The organism is Variovorax sp. Root318D1, from assembly GCF_001424835.1.
GTDB lineage: Bacteria > Pseudomonadota > Gammaproteobacteria > Burkholderiales > Burkholderiaceae_C > Variovorax.
The window spans coordinates 371,951-388,322 of record NZ_LMCQ01000019.1; the positions used below are offsets into that span (position 1 = coordinate 371,951).

The window sequence follows — 16,372 nt, forward strand, 5'->3', positions numbered from 1 at the left end:
GGAATCGAATTCATGCTGACAGTCAAGAACATCCACCAGTACTACGGCGGCTCACACATCCTTCGCGACGTGAGCTTCGAGGCGACGCTCGGCAAGGTCACGGTATTGCTCGGCCGCAACGGCGTGGGCAAGACGACGCTGCTCAAATCGCTGATGGGCCTCGTTCCCATCAAGAGCGGCAGCATCGAGCTCCAAGGCAAACCGATCCACAAGGCCACGCCGTATGAAAGAGCAAGAGCGGGCATCGGCTTTGTCCCCCAAGGCCGAGAGATCTTTGCCCGCCTCACGGTCGAGGAAAACCTGCGCATGGGCCTGGCCTACAAGAGCGGCAGCACGCCCATTCCGGCGGAACTGTTCGAGCTGTTCCCCGTGCTCAAGCAGATGATCAACCGCCGCGGCGGCGATCTTTCGGGCGGGCAGCAGCAGCAGCTGGCCATCGCGCGCGCGCTGGCCCCCAAGCCCAAGCTGCTGATCCTGGACGAGCCGACCGAAGGCATCCAGCCCAGCATCATCAAGGACATCGGCCGCGTGATCCGCATGCTGGCCGACCGCGGCGACATGGCCATCGTGCTGTGCGAGCAGTACTACGACTTTGCCCAGGAGCTGGCCGACGACTACCTCGTGATGGAACGCGGCGAAGTGATTGCGCGCGGGCTCGGCAAGGACATGGAAGCGCAGGGCGTGCGCCAGCTGGTCGCGATCTAAGCAGCCGGGGCGGCACGGCAGTACCAGCCGGCCGGCATCGCCGTACCAGCAGAAATTCAGGGTTTACCCTAAAATTGGGCCTCTGCCCGCCACCGCCGGGCACCCTCCCAGGAGCCTGGCCTTGAACGCCTCCCCACCCGCGCTGGACAGCGCGGATACCGACCTTTCCGCTTCCTCTTCCGCATCGCGCGTCGACTTCCTGCGGGCCGTGCTGGCCCTCGGCGTGGGCGGCTTTGCCATCGGCACCGGCGAATTCGTGATCATGGGCCTGCTGCCCGAAGTGGCGAGCGACATCGCGGTCACCATCCCGCAGGCCGGCCACGTCATCAGCGCCTACGCCCTCGGCGTGGTGATCGGCGCGCCAGTGCTCGCGGTGCTCGCCGCCGGCTGGGGCCGCCGCGCGCTGCTGATTGCGCTCATGGCCGTGTTTGCCGCCGGCAACTTCGCCAGCGCCATGGCGCCGGGCTACATGTCGCTCAACCTGCTTCGCTTTGCGACCGGGCTGCCGCACGGCACCTACTTCGGCGTTGCCGCGCTCGTGGCGGCCACGCTCGCACCACCGGGGCGCCGCGCGCGGGCCGTGGGCCTCGTGATGCTGGGGCTCACCGGCGCCACGCTGGTCGGCGTGCCCATTGCCGCGTGGCTCGGCCAGCTGTTCGGATGGCGCGCGGCCTTCGTGTTCGTGGGTGTCATCGCGCTCATCGCCGTGGTGCTGCTGCGCCGGGACATTCCCGACCTTGCGGCGCCCGCAGGTGCCAGCCCCTGGCGCGAACTGGGCGCGCTCAAGCGCAAGCAGGTGTGGTTCACGCTCGGCATCGGCGCCATCGGCTTTGGCGGCATGTTCTCGGTGTTCAGCTACATCAAGCCCACGCTGATCGAGGTGGCGGGCCTGCCGCTTGGCGGTGTGCCCTTCGTGCTTGCGCTGTTCGGCCTGGGCATGGTCGCCGGCAACATCGTCGGTTCGCGCCTGGCCGACAAGTCGCTCATGCGAACCATCGGCGGCCTGCTCGTCTATGCGGCGCTGGTGCTCGCGGTGTTCACGTTCGCGGCGCACAACGTTTTTACCGCGGCGTTCAACGTGTTCCTCATCGGCACCACTGTCGCCATCGGCCCGGCCCTGCAGATCCGCCTGATGGACGTGGCCGGCGACGCGCAGACGCTCGCTGCCGCGCTCAACCACTCGGCCTTCAACATGGCCAATGCGCTCGGCGCATGGCTCGGCGGCGTGGCCATTGCCGCGGGTCTGGGTTGGACATCGACCGGCTGGGTCGGCGCTTTGCTGGCGCTGGCCGGCATGGGGGTGTTCTGGTGGGCGGTGACGAGTGCACGCGCGAGCGAGCGGCCCGACGCGACGCAGCGCGCGCCGAACGCTTCGTAGATCGAACTCGCAAGCTCGCTGGCGCACGGTGTGGCCGCACCCGGCGGGGAGCGCCTGGGTCATCGGCCGCGCGAAGAAATTGCACAATGGCTCACCATGCCCGTGCGCCAGATCACCATCGACCGATCCGACTTCGCCCCGGCGGCGCGCGCAAAGACATGAGCGCGGCCCGGCCTGTCTTGCAGCGCCGCCGCCTGCTGCTCAGCGGCATGGCCGCTGCATCGCTGGGCCATCCGTTCCTGCGGCTGAACGCGCAACAACAAAGCTCGCGTGAACTCTTCACACTCGGCGTGGCGTCGGGCAGCCCCAGGCCTGACGGCGTGGTGCTATGGACCCGCCTCGCGCCCGACCCGCTGCAGGGCGGCGGCATGGGCGATGCATCGGTCGACGTGCGATGGGAAGTGGCACACGATGAAAACTTTGCGCGCATTGCCGCGGATGGCAAGGCCACGGCCGTCGCAGCGCTTGCGCATTCGGTGCACGCCGAAGTGCGCGGCCTCGCGCCCGGTCGGCCTTACTGGTACCGCTTCACGGCCGAAGGCGTGCGAAGCCCCGTGGGCTGCACCCGCACCGCGCCGGCCGAGTCCGATGCCGCGCCGCAACCGCTGCGCTTTGCCTTCGCCTCGTGCCAGCAGTACGAGCAGGGCTACTACGCCGCCTACCGCGACATGGCCGCGCAGCCTTTCGACTTCGTCGTGCACCTGGGTGACTACATCTACGAAAGCTCATGGGGCTCGCGCCACGTGCGCCGCCATCAGGGCGGCATTCCCACGCAGCTGGGCGAGTTTCGCGACCGCTATGCGCTCTACAAGACCGACCCGCACCTGCAGGCCGCGCATGCCGCGTTCCCCTGGCTCGTGACCTGGGACGACCACGAGGTGGCCAACGACTACACCGACGACGTGTCGCCGCGCACCATCGACCCCGCGCAGTTTCTTGCCATCCGCGCCGCGGCTTACCAGGCGTGGTACGAGCACATGCCCGTGCCCGCCAGCATGCGGCCGACCGGTGCCGCGGCCACCATCTACGGCCGCCATCGCTTCGGCCGCATGCTCGATGTGTTCCTGCTCGATGGGCGGCGGTACCGCTCGCACCACGCCTGCCTGGCGGGCCGCAGTGCATCGCCATTGGCCGACTGCGCAGACCGGCTTTCGCCGGAGCGCAGCTTCCTGGGCAAGAAGCAGGAAGCGTGGCTCGCGAACGAACTGGCCGCGCCGCCCGCGCGCTGGACGGTCATTGCACAGCCCACCTTGATGGCCGAGGCCGACCGCAAGCGCGGTCCTGAGCACGGCTACTGGATGGACGGCTGGGACGGCTATGCCGCGTCCCGCGCGCGCCTGCTCGACAGCCTGGCCGCCAACAAGGCGCGCGGCGGCGATGCGCTGGTCATCAGCGGCGACGTGCACGCCTTCTGGGCCGCCGACCTGCGCCGCGAGCCGCAAGGCCCGGCGGTGGCGACCGAATTCGTCGGGGGCGCCATCACCTCCGAAGGGCCCAGCGCCGCCAACGTGGCCAACCTGCTCGCGAAGAATGAGCACCTGCGCTACGGCCGGGGCGACAAGCGCGGCTATGCGCACATGGCGCTCGATGCGCGCGGCTGCACGGTCGAGTTCCGCGCCGTGGACGACGAAAAATCCGCAGACAGCGCCGTCGCCACGATGGCCCGCTTTGCGGTGGAGCGCGGCGCGCCCGGCGTGCACCTCGAAGCCACCTGAAATATCGGGTGCCAGCAGGATTGCGCGGCCGTGTCTATGATGGCCGCCGCCTTCCTCTCTGTCATCTCTCCCGATCGAGACCACCATGAGCATTCCCACCACTCGCCTCGGCCGCACGGGTCTTACCGTGTCGCGGCTTGCGCTCGGCACCATGACCTTCGGGCTACAGACCGACGAGGCGGCGTCGCACCGGATTCTGGACAAGGCCGCCGAAGGCGGCATCAACTTTCTCGACACGGCCGACGTGTACCCGCTTGGCGGCACCGTCGAAACCACTGGCCGCACTGAAGAAATCATCGGCCGCTGGCTGCAGAAGCAGGGGCCGACGGGCCGCCGCCGCTTCGTGGTGGCGACCAAGGCGGTCGGCAAGGTCGGGCCCAACAGCTGGGACCAGGGCGCCTCGCGCAAGCACCTGCTCGATGCCATCGATGCCTCGCTCAAGCGGCTGCAAACCGACCACGTCGACCTGTACCAGCTGCACAGCGACGACCGCGAGACGCCGCTCGAAGAGAGCCTGGAGGCGCTCGACGTCATCGTCAAGTCTGGCCGCGCGCGCTATATCGGCGTGTCCAACTTCCTGGCCTACCGGCTGGCCCGCGCGCTTGGCAAGGCCGAGCTGCACAAGCTCACGCGCTACGTGTCGGTGCAGCCGCGCTACAGCCTGCTGTTCCGCGAGATCGAGCGCGAGCTGCTGCCGCTGGCGGGCGAAGAGGGCCTGGGCGTGATTCCCTACAACCCGCTGGCCGGCGGCTTGCTCACCGGCAAGTACAAGCCGGGTGCCAAGCCCGAGGAAAACACCCGCTTCACCCTCGGCACCGCCGGCGGCATGTACCAGGACCGCTACTGGAACGAGCGCAGCTTCAACACTGTAACGCAGCTGCACAAGCTGGCCGACGAAGCCGGCGTGCCTCTCGCCACGCTGGCGGTGGCCTGGGTCATGGCCAACCCGCTCATCACCGCGCCGCTGCTCGGTGCGAGCCGTCCCGAACAGCTTGACGCCACACTGGCCGCGGCCGCATACAAGCTGGACCCCGCCCTGAAGCAGAAGCTGGACGAGTTGACCGCCGAGTACCGCAAGGGCGACGCGCCACGCTGATCCTTGTCTTGCTCCTTCCCCCTCTGGGGGAAGGCTGGGATGGGGGCGGGCAGAGTGCCCAAGGCGAGCGCCGTCGTGCCCCCACCCCCACCCTCCCTCAGCGGGGGAGGGAGTGAAGCCGAAACTGTCAGAACTGTCAGTTAGTCGACAGCGAGGGGTTTGAACCGGGTTCTTAGAGTGAACCCACCATGGTTCTCTTCGCTGCCACTCCTCCCTCTCGCAAGGCGACAGCCGTTGCACTCGCCGCACTGCTGCTCGCAGGCTGCGCCGTTGGCCCCGACTACGTGCGGCCCTCCATGGACCTGCCGGCAGCCTACAAGGAAACCGGCCCCTGGAAGACCGCCACCCCGCAGGTCATCGACGCCAGCCAATCCTGGTGGGAGGCCTACGGCGACAGCACGCTGAGCGCGCTGGTGGTGCAGGCCAACGCGGCCAACCAGAACATCCGCGTTGCAGAGGCCCAGTACCGCGAAGCACAGGCCATTGCAGCCGCGGCGCATGCGGGCTTCTTCCCGACGGTGGGCGTCGATGCAGGTGCCGCCCGCGCCCAGACCAACAGCACTGGCGTTGTCAAGCGAGCCACCACCGACACCCTCGGCTTGGCCGCGAGCTGGGAGCCCGACCTGTGGGGCGCGGTTCGCCGCTCGGTCGAGGCCGGCAATGCCGACGCGCAGGCCAGCGCAGACGACCTTGCCGCTGCCCGGCTCAGCATCCAGACCACGCTCGCGCAGGACTACCTGCAGATCCGCGTCATCGACCTGCAGCGCGATCTGTACGCCAGCACCATCGCGGCCTACGCCAAGGCGCTCGATCTCACGCAGCACCAGTACGCGGCAGGCACCGTGCTGCGCTCCGACGTGGCGCTCGCACAAAGCCAGTTCAAGACCGCCGACGCGCAGGCGGTGGACCTCGAAGCGCAGCGCAGCCAGCTCGAGCACGCCGTCGCGGTGCTGACGGGCCAGGCGCCTGCGTCCTTCTCGCTGCCGCCGCTCGCATCGTCCGCGCAGACAACGGCCGCATCGCTCTCGTCCACTCATGCGCTGCATGTGCAACTGCCGGTCACCCCCGCGGGCCTGCCGTCCGAACTGCTTGAACGCCGCCCCGACATTGCCGCCGCCGAGCGCCGTGTGCAGGCCGCCAATGCCAACATCGGCGTCGCCAAGGCCGCGTACTACCCGCAGATCGTGCTCAGCGCGAGCGGTGGTTTCAACGCCGGCAACCTCGCGTCGCTTTTCAACACGCCCAGTCGCGTGTGGTCGCTCGGCGCGGCGCTCGCGCAGACCGTGTTCGACGGCGGCCTGCGCAAAGCCCGCACCGACCAGGCCGTGGCCACATACGACGCCTCGGTGGCCCAATACAAGCAGACCGTGCTCGGCGGCTTCCAGCAGGTCGAGGACAACCTCGCGACGCTGCGCGTGCTCGACCGCGAATCCGCATTGCAGGCAGAGGCCGTGCAGGCCGCCCAACTTGCCGAGCGCCTGGCCCTGAGCCAATACCGCGCGGGCACGGCCACCTACCTCAGCGTGGTGACGGCGCAGCAGCTTTCGCTCACCAACCAACGCACGGCCGCACAGGTGCTCGGCCGCCAGCTCGCGGCCAGCGTGTCCCTGATCGCGGCCACGGGCGGCGGCTGGACCGCTGTCCAAGCGACTTCCGGAAATTGATGCCATGACGACGACAACCCCACCTCTTCTCCAGCGCCGCGCGACCTGGGTCCCGGCTGCAGCGTTAGCGATCGTTCTGGGCGGCAGCGCCTTAGCGCTCGATCACAACAAGGCCTTCGGCGCCAAACCCGAGGCGCCCAAGACGCCGCCGGTGCAGGCGACCATCGCGCGCGTCATGCCGCAGACCGTGCAGGTCTACCGCTCGGGCATCGGCACCGTCGCCTCGATGGCCACGGTCACGGTCAAGGCGCGCATCGACGGGCAACTCGACAAGGTCGGCTTCGTCGAAGGGCAGGACGTGAAAGCCGGCCAATTGCTCGCCCAGCTCGACCCGCGCACGCTGCAGGCGCAACTCGCGCAGGCGCAGGCCACCCGGGCCAAGGACGCGGCGCAGCTCGCCAACGCCCGCGCCGACCTGAAGCGATACACCACACTTATTGCGCAGGACGCCGCCACCCAGCAGCAGGTCGACACGCAGAAGGCGCTGGTCGACCAGCTCGAAGCCACCGTGCAGACGGACGCCGCGCAGGTGCAGTACGCCGAGGTGCAGCTCAGCTTCACGCGCATCGCCTCCCCGATGAACGGCCGTGTCGGCGCACGGTTGGTCGATCCCGGCAACATCGTTCACGCGGCCGACACCAGCGGCCTGGTCGTCATCAACCAGATCGACCCCATCGCCGTGCAGTTCACGCTGCCCGAAGATGCGGTGCAGGACATCAACCGCGTGCAGCAGCAAAGCAACCAGCCGCTCTCGGTGGTCGCCTACGACCGCAGCGGCAACGAGATGCTCGGCACCGGCAAGCTGATTCTGCTGAACAACCAGATCGACACTGCCAACGGCACCGTGCAGCTCAAGGGCAGCTTCGCCAACCCGCAGCACACGCTGTGGCCTGGCCAGTACGTGAACGTGCGGCTGCAGCTCGATCGCAAGCAGGATGCACTCACCGTGCCCGCCGCCGCCGTGCAGCGCGGACAAGACGGCACCTACGCCTGGGTGGTCGATGCAGAGGACAAGGCCAGCAATGTGCCCGTGCACGTGCTGCAAATCGCCGACGACGTGGCCGTGATCGACAAGGGCTTGGCAGCTGGCCAGCGCGTGGTGGTCGACGGCCAGTACAAGCTGCGCGCCGGCGCCACCGTGGTCGAGCCGCCGCCTGTCGCCGCGAGCAAGATCAGCAACGCAGCCCGGGTCGCGAGCGGGAGCGGCAATTGAGCATTTCCGCCGCCTTCATCAAACGCCCCATCGGCACCACGCTGCTCGCCCTGGCCATCCTGCTGGTCGGTGCGGCGGTGTTTCCGCTGCTGCCGGTGGCGCCGCTGCCGCAGGTCGACTTTCCGACGATCCAGGTGTCGGCCAACCTGCCGGGCGCAAGCCCGGAGACCATGGCGTCCAACGTGGCGCAGCCACTGGAACGGCAGTTCTCGCTGATCGCGGGCCTTTCGCAGATGACCTCGACCAGCGGCCTCGGCTCCACGCAGATCACGCTGCAGTTCGACCTCGACCGCAACATCGACGCCGCCGCGCTCGACGTGCAGGCCGCCATCAACGCCTCCACCGGCCAGCTGCCCGCCAACCTGCCGAGCCCGCCAACCTTCCGCAAGGTCAACCCTGCGGATTCGCCCATTCTGATTCTCTCGGTGCAGTCGAAGACGCTGCCGCTCACCGAGGTGAACGACTACGCCGACAACATCCTCGCGCAGCAGATCTCGCAGATCGCGGGTGTGGGCCTGGTCAACATCGGCGGTGCACAGAAGCCCGCAGTGCGCGTGCAGCTCGACCCGGCCAAGCTCGCCGCGCTGGGCCTGAGCCTGGAAGACGTGCGCACCGTGCTCTCGTCGGCCACGGTGAATGCACCCAAGGGCACCATCGACGGCCCGAACCAGAGCTTCACCGTGTACACGAACGACCAGCTGTTGAAGGCAGAGCCGTGGAACGACGTGATCCTCGCCTACCGCAACGGTGCCCCGATCCGCGTGCGCGACCTGGGCGTGGCGGTCGATGGCCCGGAGAACGCCAAGATCGCCGGCTGGGCCTATGCGGGCGCAGCGGCACCCGAGGGCAACACCATCCAGAACGGCCGCTCCATCGTGCTCGCCATCACCAAGCAGCCGGGTGCGAATGTGATCGAGACGGTGGACCGCATCAACGCGGCGCTGCCGCGCCTGAAGGCATCCATTCCGCCGACGGTGGAAGTCAACGCGCTGGTTGACCGCACGCAGACCATCCGCGCCTCGGTGCTCGATGTGGAGTTCACGCTGCTCTTGACCATCGCGCTCGTGGTGGCCGTGATCTTCGTTTTCTTGCGCAACGTGCCGGCCACGCTCATCCCGAGCGTCACGGTGCCGCTCGCGCTGCTGGGCACCGTCGCGGTGATGTACCTGCTGGGCTACAGCCTGGACAACCTCTCGCTCATGGCGCTCACCATTGCGGTCGGCTTCGTGGTGGACGACGCCATCGTGATGCTGGAGAACATCTACCGCTACCTGGAGGAGGGCATGTCGCCCATCGAGGCCGCGTACAAGGGCGCGGGCGAAATCGGCTTCACCATCATCTCGATCTCGGTGTCGCTCATTGCGGTTTTCATTCCGCTGCTGCTCATGGGCGGCATCGTGGGGCGGCTGTTCCGCGAGTTTGCGGTGACGGTCACGCTGACCATCGTGGTGTCGGTCGTCATCTCGCTCACCCTCACGCCAATGCTGTGCTCGCGGTTCCTGAAGAACGAGCATGCGCGCAAGCACGGCCGGCTCTACCTGCTGTTCGAGCGTGGCTTCGACGCGATGCTGAGCGGCTACAAGCGCGGGCTGCATGTGGTGCTCGACCACCAGTTCATCACGTTGTGCGTGTTCATCGCCACCGTGGCCGCCACCGGCGTGCTGTTCGCGGTCATTCCCAAGGGTTTCTTCCCGCAGCAGGACACGGGCTTTATCGCGGGCTTTGCCGAGTCGGCGCAAGACGCATCCTTTGCCTCGATGAACTCGCGCATGCTGGAGCTGGCCGACGTGGTGCGCAAGGACCCCGACGTGTCGGCCTTCGGCATGAGCGGCAGCTCGTCGACTTTCAACACCGGCAACTTCTACATCAACCTCAAGCCCAAGGACGAAGGCCGCATCGCCAGCGCCGACGAGATCATTGCGCGGTTGCGTCCACAGCTTGCCAAGGTGCAGGGCGTCAACCTGTTCCTGCAGGCAGCGCAGGACATCCGCGTGGGCGGCCGGGCTTCGCGCACGCAATACCAGTACACGGTGACCGACGCCAACCTCGACGAGCTCAACACCTGGGCGCCGAAGCTGCTGGCGCGCTTCAGGCAAATTCCCGAGATAACGGACCTGGCCTCCGACCAGCAGAACGCCGCCGCCTCGGCCGTGCTCACCATCGACCGCGACCGCGCATCGAGCTTCGGAATCTCGGCCGCAACCATCGACGCCACGCTCTACGACGCCATCGGACAGCGCCAGGTGGCGCAGTACTTCACCCAACTCAACAGCTATCACGTGGTGCTCGAGGTGACGCCCGCGCTGCAGCAAGATCCGGCGCTCTTCAGCAAGCTGTATCTGACGTCGCCGCTCACCGGCCAGCAGGTGCCACTCTCCACCTTCGTGAAGGTCGACACCAGCAAGACGGCGTATCTGTCGATCAGCCACCAGGGCCAGTTTCCGGCGGTGACCCTCTCGTTCAACCTTGCGCCGGGCCATGCGCTGGGCGAGGCGGTCAACGCCATCGACAAGGCGCAGGCCGACATGGGCCTGCCGCAATCGCTGAGCGGTTCGTTCCAGGGCACGGCGCAGGCCTTCCAGGATTCACTGGCCTCGCAACCCTACCTGATCGCTGCGGCGCTGGTGGCGGTGTACATCGTGCTGGGCCTGCTGTACGAGAGCTACATCCATCCGCTCACGATTCTCTCGACGCTGCCTTCGGCTGGCGTGGGGGCGCTGCTGATATTGATGGCGGGTGGCTACGACCTCAGCGTGATCGCGTTGATCGGCATCATTCTTCTCATCGGCATCGTGAAGAAGAACGGCATCATGATGATCGACTTCGCGCTCAAGGCCGAGCGCGAGCAGGGCATGGCGCCGCAGGAGGCGATCTACCAGGCGTGTCTCTTGCGCTTCCGCCCGATCATGATGACCACCATGTGCGCGCTGCTCTCCGGCCTGCCGCTGATGCTGGGCCATGGCTCGGGCTCCGAGTTGCGCCGGCCGCTGGGCTACGCGATGGTCGGCGGGCTGATACTCTCGCAGGCGCTCACGCTGTTCACCACGCCGGTGGTCTATCTCTATCTCGACCGCGCCCACTTCTGGTACCTGCGCCGAAAGGAAGCCCGCAAGGCCGGCAAGGCGCCGGTGGTGGCCGAAGCCCACGGATGAGCACTGGTTGAACGCAGCGACGGAATCGCAACGCCCATGAAGATCCTGATTGTCGAAGACGAACCGAGAACCGCGGACTATCTCTCCAAGGGGTTGACCGAGCAGGGCTGCGCGGTCGACATGGCGAACAACGGCATCGACGGCCAGCACCTCGCGCTCACCCACGAGTACGACGTGATCGTGCTCGACGTCATGTTGCCGGGGCAAGATGGCTTTGCTGTGCTGCGCGCACTGCGCGCCGTGAAGCAGACGCCCGTGATCATGCTCACCGCGCGCGACCGCGTCGAAGACCGCATCAAGGGCCTGCACGAAGGCGCGGACGATTACCTGGTCAAGCCCTTCTCGTTTCTCGAACTGCTGGCCCGCCTGCAGGCGCTCAACCGCCGCGGCCGCAAGCAAGAGCCGGTGCAACTGCGCATCGCCAACCTGCAGATCGACCTGCTCGCGCGCAAGGCCTCCCGCGGCGGCACGCGCATCGACCTCACGGCCAAGGAGTTTGCGCTGCTTGCGGTGCTGGGGCGGCGGCAGGGCGAGATCCTCTCGAAGACCGCCATCGCCGAGCTGGTGTGGGACATGAACTTCGACAGCAACACCAACGTCGTCGAGGTGGCCATCAAGCGGCTGCGCGACAAGATCGATGCGCCCTTCAGCCCGAAGCTGCTGCACACCATTCGCGGCATGGGCTACGTGATGGAGTTGCGCGACACCGGGAGCGAGAGCGAAGCCCAGGGGGAGGGCGGCGCCCTGTGAAGCGCTCCATCACCGTGAGGCTGGTGGCAATGTTCGCGGTGGCGGCGCTCGCCACCTTCGCGCTCATTGGCGCTGCGCTGCACGGCGTGCTCGCCCGCGAACTGGAGCGCCACCAGTACGACGAGCTCCGGATCGGGCTCAAGAACATGCAGTACTCCATCGAGCACGTCGGCACCGTCGACCGCTGGGCGCGCGTGCGGGCCAAGATGGACACCCTCACACCCGAGGACGGCAGCGTGCGCTTCTGGGTGCTGAGCGACGACCCGCGCTTCCAGTACGGCAAGGGGCTGGCCGAGATCGAGCGCATGACTCACGACCCCGACGGCCGCGGCAGCATCATCCTGCCGGGCCGCGCGCAGCCGCTGCGCACTTTGTCGGTCCACATCGGGCCGCTGGAAGACCGGCCGGACGTGCGGCTGATCGTCGGGAGCGACTCGGCCCCCTACATGCACACCCGCCAGGCCTTTCTGACCGCGCTGGTGGCGCTCGGCCTCGGCGCCGTTCTGGTGGTGGCGCTCGCGGGCTACTGGATCGCACGGCTCGGGCTCCAGCCTCTTGAGCGGTTGTCGAAGGAGGCGCAGGCACTGCGGCCCAAGACCCTGTCTCAGCGTTTGCAGACGACGCCATTGCCGGTCGAACTCTCGGCGCTCGCCGAGGCTTTCAACGGCGCGCTCAGCCGGCTCGAAGAGGCGTACAGGCAGCTCGAATCCTTCAACGCCGACGTTGCCCACGAGTTGCGCACGCCGCTGGCCAACCTCATCGGGAGCACGCAAGTCGCCTTGTCGCGCCAGCGCAGCGCGGGTGATTTCGAAGAGGTTCTGCAGGCCAACCTCGAAGACCTGGAGCGGCTGCGCTCCATCGTCAACGACATGCTCTTTCTCGCGCGGGCCGACCGCGGCGAAGTGGCGACCGGGCTGGTGCTGGCGCCCGTGGCGCAGGAAGTGCGCAAGACCATCGATTTCTTCGAGTTCGTGCTCGACGAGAGCCGCGCGCAGGTTGGCATTGCAGGCGATGTGCAGGCCGAGGCGCGTCTGGAGAGCGCGCTGTTCCGCCGCGCCATGTCGAACCTGCTGCAGAACGCCATCGAACATTCGCCGCCCGGGGCGCAGATCACCGTCAGCCTGCGGGAAGAGCCGGCCGCCACCTGGATCGCCGTGTCCAACCCCGGCGCCCCCATCGGCGGGCAGCACCTGCAGCACCTGTTTGACCGCTTCTACCGCGTCGACGCGGCCCGCAACGATGGCGGCGAGCACCGTGGCCACGGCCTGGGCCTGGCCATCGTGAAGGCGGTGGCGAGCATGCATGGCGGGCAGGTCAGCGCATCGAGCGAGGGTGGGGTGAATACCTTCGGTTTCAGCGTCTCGCGGGTGGGCTGAAACAGGCGTTTTCAATGGCCTGCGCCCAGTACGTTCTTGAGCCGTGCCGGACAATCAAGGTTCGCATGAACCCCGCTCCCGTCCCTCCATTGTTCCGCGCATCGATCGAACGGCGGCCATGGCACAGCTGATGTCGCTGCTGGTGCAGAACGCGATCGCGATCGTCTTCGCGGCGAGCTTTGCCGCGCGCCTCGGATTGCCGGTGCCCGCGGCCGCCGTGCTGGTGGTGTCGGGCGCGCTGCTGGCGGCTGGCAACGTCTCGGTGGCGGGCGTGGTGCTGGCGGCCGTGCTGGCCAACCTGCTGGGCGACGGCGCCTGGTTCTATGCCGGCCGCCGCTTCGGCTACCGCTTCATGCGCCTTCTGTGCCGCATCTCGCTGTCGCCCGACTCCTGCGTGCGGCGCGGCGAATCGCTCATCGGCCGCTGGGGCGGGCTCTCGCTGGTGGCGGCCAAGTTTGTGCCGGGCGTGTCGGTGGTGGCACCGCCCATGGCCGGCGCGCTGGGCATGCCGGTGTGGCGCTTCATCGTCTTCGACATTGGCGCGGCGCTGCTCTGGACCGGCATTTTCCTGGGTCTGGGCTGGGTGTTTCGCAACCAGATCCAGGACGTGCTGGCCATGCTGGCGCAGGCCGGCGGCATTGCCACCGCGGCGCTGGTGGTGGTGCTGGCCGTGACGCTGGCAGTGCGCTACTGGCGCCGCCGCGCGTTCATGCGGCTCACCGGCATGCCGCGCATCACCGTGGAAGAACTGCATGAACTGCTCGCCAGTGAGACGCCCCCGCTGGTGATCGACGTGCGCGGCGAGGCGGGCGTGCAGGTCGACCCGCGCCGCATTCCCGGTGCGCTGCCGTACACGCTCAAGGCGCTGCAGCAGCGGCACCCCGAGCTGCCGCTCGTCGGCGGGCGCGACGTGGTCATTTATTGCAACTGCCCCAACGAAGTATCGGCCGCCCAGGCTGCGCGCGTGCTGCTGGCCCGTGGTGCGCGACGGGCCCTGCCGCTGACCGGCGGCCTAGACGCCTGGGTGGCTTCGGGCCGGCCCACCAGCGTGCATTGAGTGAGGGCCGTCTGGCGACGGGCTCATGGTCGCGCCCGGTGGTAGTCTTGCCCCCCGATGAACCTCCGCACCAAGATCGTCGCGTTGGCTGTGGCACCGCTGCTGGTTGCGCTGGTGCTGGTGGCCCTGGCGGTGCGCCACCAGGAGCATGACCTGGCCCGGCGCGAGCGTGCGCTCATCGAAAAAAGCTACATGGACCAGCGGCGCAGCGAACTGCGCAGCTATGTCGACCTGGCCGTGAGCACCGTGCGGCCGCTGTACGACGCGGGCCTGGACGACGACGAAACCCGCACCGAAGCCCTGCGCCGCCTGGCCGCGCTCGACTACGGCGATGACGGCTACTTCTTCGTGTACGACATGCAGGGCCGCTCGCTCATGCATTCGCGCCAGCCCGACCTGGTGGGCAAGAACCTCTGGGACCTGCGCGACGCCCACGGACGCTTCACGATCCAGGACCTGATTGCCGGCGCGCGCGCAGGCGGCGGCTACGTCGAGTACGAATGGCGCAAGCCCTCCAGCGAGCAGATGGCGCCCAAGCTCGGCTACGTCACGGCGCTGCCGCGCTGGAACTGGATGGTCGGCACCGGCCTTTACCTGGACGACATCGAAACGACCATGCAGGCGCTCGACCGACAGATGAGCAGCAACGTCACCACCACGCTGCTATGGATTGCCGGCATTGCGGCGCTGTGCCTGGGCGTGGTGAGCGCCACCGGCCTGCTGCTCAACCTCAGCGAGCACCGCGTGGCCGAAGCCAAGCTGCGGCTGCTTGCGCGCCGCGTGGTGCAGTCGCAAGAAGAAGAGCGCGGCCACCTTGCGCGCGAGCTGCACGACGGCACCAGCCAAACGCTGGTGTCGGCCAAGCTGCTCATCGAATCCGCTGTGGAAGCGCTGGACCGCGAAAGCCAGGCCGCACCGCCCGCACTGGCCAAGGCGCTGCAACGGCTCAACGATTCGCTGCTGGAGGTGCGCCGCATCTCGCACCGCCTGCGGCCGGCCCTGCTCGACACCCTCGGCCTGCCCGCCGCGCTCCAGCGCCTGGGCGACGAGTTTGCCGAAGAAGGCACCATCGACGCGTCGATCATGATCGAGGGCGAAGCGTACGAACTTTCGCAAGAAGCCAAGACAGCGCTCTTCCGCGTCACGCAAGAGGCACTCACCAACGTGCGCAAGCATGCAAAGGCGCACCGCGTGCACATCGACCTGGGCTTTTTCGACGACGAAGGCGTGCGGCTGGAGATTGGCGACGACGGCATCGGCTTTGACGTGGACGCCATGCAGCTCGACCCGCGCCGCGGCATTGGCCTGCGCAACATGCGCGAGCGCATGGAGGCCATCGGCGGGCGCCTCCGCGTGACATCCGGCGAAGGCGGAACCACCATCGTCGCCGAAGTGCCGACCCGCAGCGCAAAGCCTGAGTAGCCAGATGACGAATAAAGACGCCGCCCCCATCCGCCTCTTTCTGGTCGACGACCATCCGCTGGTGCGCGATGGCCTGCGCGCGCGGCTCGGCGCCATGCCCAACCTCGAGATCGTCGGCGAAGCGGGCAGCGCAGCCGAGGCGCTGACCTTGATCGAATCGCTCAAGCCCGACTTGCTGCTGATGGACGTCGGCATGAAAGAAATGAACGGCATCGACCTTGCCGCGCTGGTGCTGCAACGCCAGCCCGCGCCGCACGTGGTGATGCTCAGCATGTACGACAACCCCGAGTACGTGCAGAAGGCCCTGCAGGTGGGCGCGCGCGGGTACGTGCTGAAAGATGCGCCAGCGGCCGAGATCGTCGCCGCGATCGAAGCCGTGTCAGGTGGCGGCACATTCCTGAGCCCGGCTGTGTCGAAGAAACTGTTTCGCAACCAGGCGCCAAGGCCGCTGCTCACGCCGCGGGAGAGCGAAATACTCACTGCGTTAGGCAGGGGCGAATCGAGCAAGCAGATTGCGCGGGACCTGGGCTTGAGCGTGCGCACGGTGGAGGCGCATCGGCAGAGTATCAAGCGGCGGTTGGGGATTGAGGGGCAGGCGGAACTCATCAAGTATGCGGTGGAGCATGCGCGGGAGTTTGGGGGGAGGTGAGCTGCTGCTGCCAAAACGCCGGGAAGGCGTTTCTTCAGAGACTGCTTGAGACTGGTTGCCGGCATTGGACGCGTCTGGGCGGACGGGCACCACTATCAGCGCCAACAGCGGTCATCTGGCGCACCGCCCAGGCGGTCGTTCAGTGCGGCATGGAAGTTAACGACGCCGCGAAGTGACGGTGACAGGTTCAAGGTT

General features: G+C 67.7%; 12 protein-coding genes. All 12 read left to right on the forward strand.

The annotated features are described in order from the left end of the window. Positions 1-12: 12 nt before the first annotated feature. The 12 genes from urtE (at position 13) to ASC78_RS16195 (ending at position 16,177) form a co-directional block, all read left to right on the forward strand. The gene (gene urtE, locus ASC78_RS16140) at positions 13-705 is read left to right on the forward strand and encodes an urea ABC transporter ATP-binding subunit UrtE (RefSeq protein WP_055803059.1); all 693 of its coding nucleotides are present in this window, start codon (positions 13-15) and stop codon (positions 703-705) included. 121 nt (positions 706-826) lie between these two features. Beyond that, positions 827-2,083: an MFS transporter gene (locus tag ASC78_RS16145; protein WP_082517556.1), complete on the forward strand. Its 1,257-nt coding sequence runs from the start codon at positions 827-829 to the stop codon at positions 2,081-2,083. Between the two features lie 158 nt (positions 2,084-2,241). Then, complete coding sequence (locus tag ASC78_RS16150) at positions 2,242-3,798, forward strand: alkaline phosphatase D family protein (RefSeq protein ID WP_055803061.1); 1,557 nt, start codon at positions 2,242-2,244, stop codon at positions 3,796-3,798. Between the two features lie 85 nt (positions 3,799-3,883). Continuing rightward, positions 3,884-4,894: an aldo/keto reductase gene (locus tag ASC78_RS16155; protein WP_055803063.1), complete on the forward strand. Its 1,011-nt coding sequence runs from the start codon at positions 3,884-3,886 to the stop codon at positions 4,892-4,894. Positions 4,895-5,082: 188 nt separating this feature from the next. After that, positions 5,083-6,558 carry an efflux transporter outer membrane subunit gene (locus tag ASC78_RS16160; RefSeq protein WP_055803064.1) on the forward strand — a complete coding sequence of 492 codons (1,476 nt, stop codon included), beginning with the start codon at positions 5,083-5,085 and terminating at the stop codon, positions 6,556-6,558. 4 nt (positions 6,559-6,562) lie between these two features. Next, positions 6,563-7,771: an efflux RND transporter periplasmic adaptor subunit gene (locus tag ASC78_RS16165; protein ID WP_055803066.1), complete on the forward strand. Its 1,209-nt coding sequence runs from the start codon at positions 6,563-6,565 to the stop codon at positions 7,769-7,771. Next, positions 7,768-10,923, forward strand: a complete 3,156-nt coding sequence (locus tag ASC78_RS16170) for an efflux RND transporter permease subunit (RefSeq protein ID WP_055803068.1) — start codon at positions 7,768-7,770, stop codon at positions 10,921-10,923. The genes ASC78_RS16165 and ASC78_RS16170 overlap by 4 nt, the downstream gene beginning before the upstream one ends. 36 nt (positions 10,924-10,959) lie before the next feature. Next, the gene (locus ASC78_RS16175) at positions 10,960-11,673 is read left to right on the forward strand and encodes a heavy metal response regulator transcription factor (RefSeq protein ID WP_055803070.1); all 714 of its coding nucleotides are present in this window, start codon (positions 10,960-10,962) and stop codon (positions 11,671-11,673) included. Continuing rightward, positions 11,670-13,049, forward strand: coding sequence for a heavy metal sensor histidine kinase (locus ASC78_RS16180; RefSeq protein ID WP_055803072.1), 1,380 nt, complete (start codon positions 11,670-11,672; stop codon positions 13,047-13,049). The genes ASC78_RS16175 and ASC78_RS16180 overlap by 4 nt, the downstream gene beginning before the upstream one ends. 118 nt (positions 13,050-13,167) lie before the next feature. Further along, positions 13,168-14,106 (forward strand): DedA family protein/thiosulfate sulfurtransferase GlpE, encoded by a 939-nt coding sequence (locus tag ASC78_RS16185; protein ID WP_055803074.1) that lies wholly within the window; start codon positions 13,168-13,170, stop codon positions 14,104-14,106. Positions 14,107-14,163: 57 nt separating this feature from the next. Further along, complete coding sequence (locus tag ASC78_RS16190; RefSeq protein WP_055803076.1) at positions 14,164-15,528, forward strand: cache domain-containing protein; 1,365 nt, start codon at positions 14,164-14,166, stop codon at positions 15,526-15,528. Between the two features lie 4 nt (positions 15,529-15,532). Beyond that, positions 15,533-16,177 carry a response regulator transcription factor gene (locus ASC78_RS16195; protein WP_055803077.1) on the forward strand — a complete coding sequence of 215 codons (645 nt, stop codon included), beginning with the start codon at positions 15,533-15,535 and terminating at the stop codon, positions 16,175-16,177. The last annotated feature ends 195 nt before the right edge of the window (positions 16,178-16,372 follow it).

What these genes read in the sequence shown, in the direction of transcription:
- ASC78_RS16185 (WP_055803074.1), top strand. Translation starts at nt 13,168, where the DNA reads ATGGCACAGCTGATGTCGCTGCTGGTGCAGAACGCGATCGCGATCGTC.
- urtE (WP_055803059.1), top strand. Translation starts at nt 13, where the DNA reads ATGCTGACAGTCAAGAACATCCACCAGTACTACGGCGGCTCACACATC.
- ASC78_RS16165 (WP_055803066.1), top strand. Translation starts at nt 6,563, where the DNA reads ATGACGACGACAACCCCACCTCTTCTCCAGCGCCGCGCGACCTGGGTC.
- ASC78_RS16160 (WP_055803064.1), top strand. Translation starts at nt 5,083, where the DNA reads ATGGTTCTCTTCGCTGCCACTCCTCCCTCTCGCAAGGCGACAGCCGTT.
- ASC78_RS16195 (WP_055803077.1), top strand. Translation starts at nt 15,533, where the DNA reads ATGACGAATAAAGACGCCGCCCCCATCCGCCTCTTTCTGGTCGACGAC.
- ASC78_RS16175 (WP_055803070.1), top strand. Translation starts at nt 10,960, where the DNA reads ATGAAGATCCTGATTGTCGAAGACGAACCGAGAACCGCGGACTATCTC.
- ASC78_RS16190 (WP_055803076.1), top strand. Translation starts at nt 14,164, where the DNA reads ATGAACCTCCGCACCAAGATCGTCGCGTTGGCTGTGGCACCGCTGCTG.
- ASC78_RS16150 (WP_055803061.1), top strand. Translation starts at nt 2,242, where the DNA reads ATGAGCGCGGCCCGGCCTGTCTTGCAGCGCCGCCGCCTGCTGCTCAGC.
- ASC78_RS16155 (WP_055803063.1), top strand. Translation starts at nt 3,884, where the DNA reads ATGAGCATTCCCACCACTCGCCTCGGCCGCACGGGTCTTACCGTGTCG.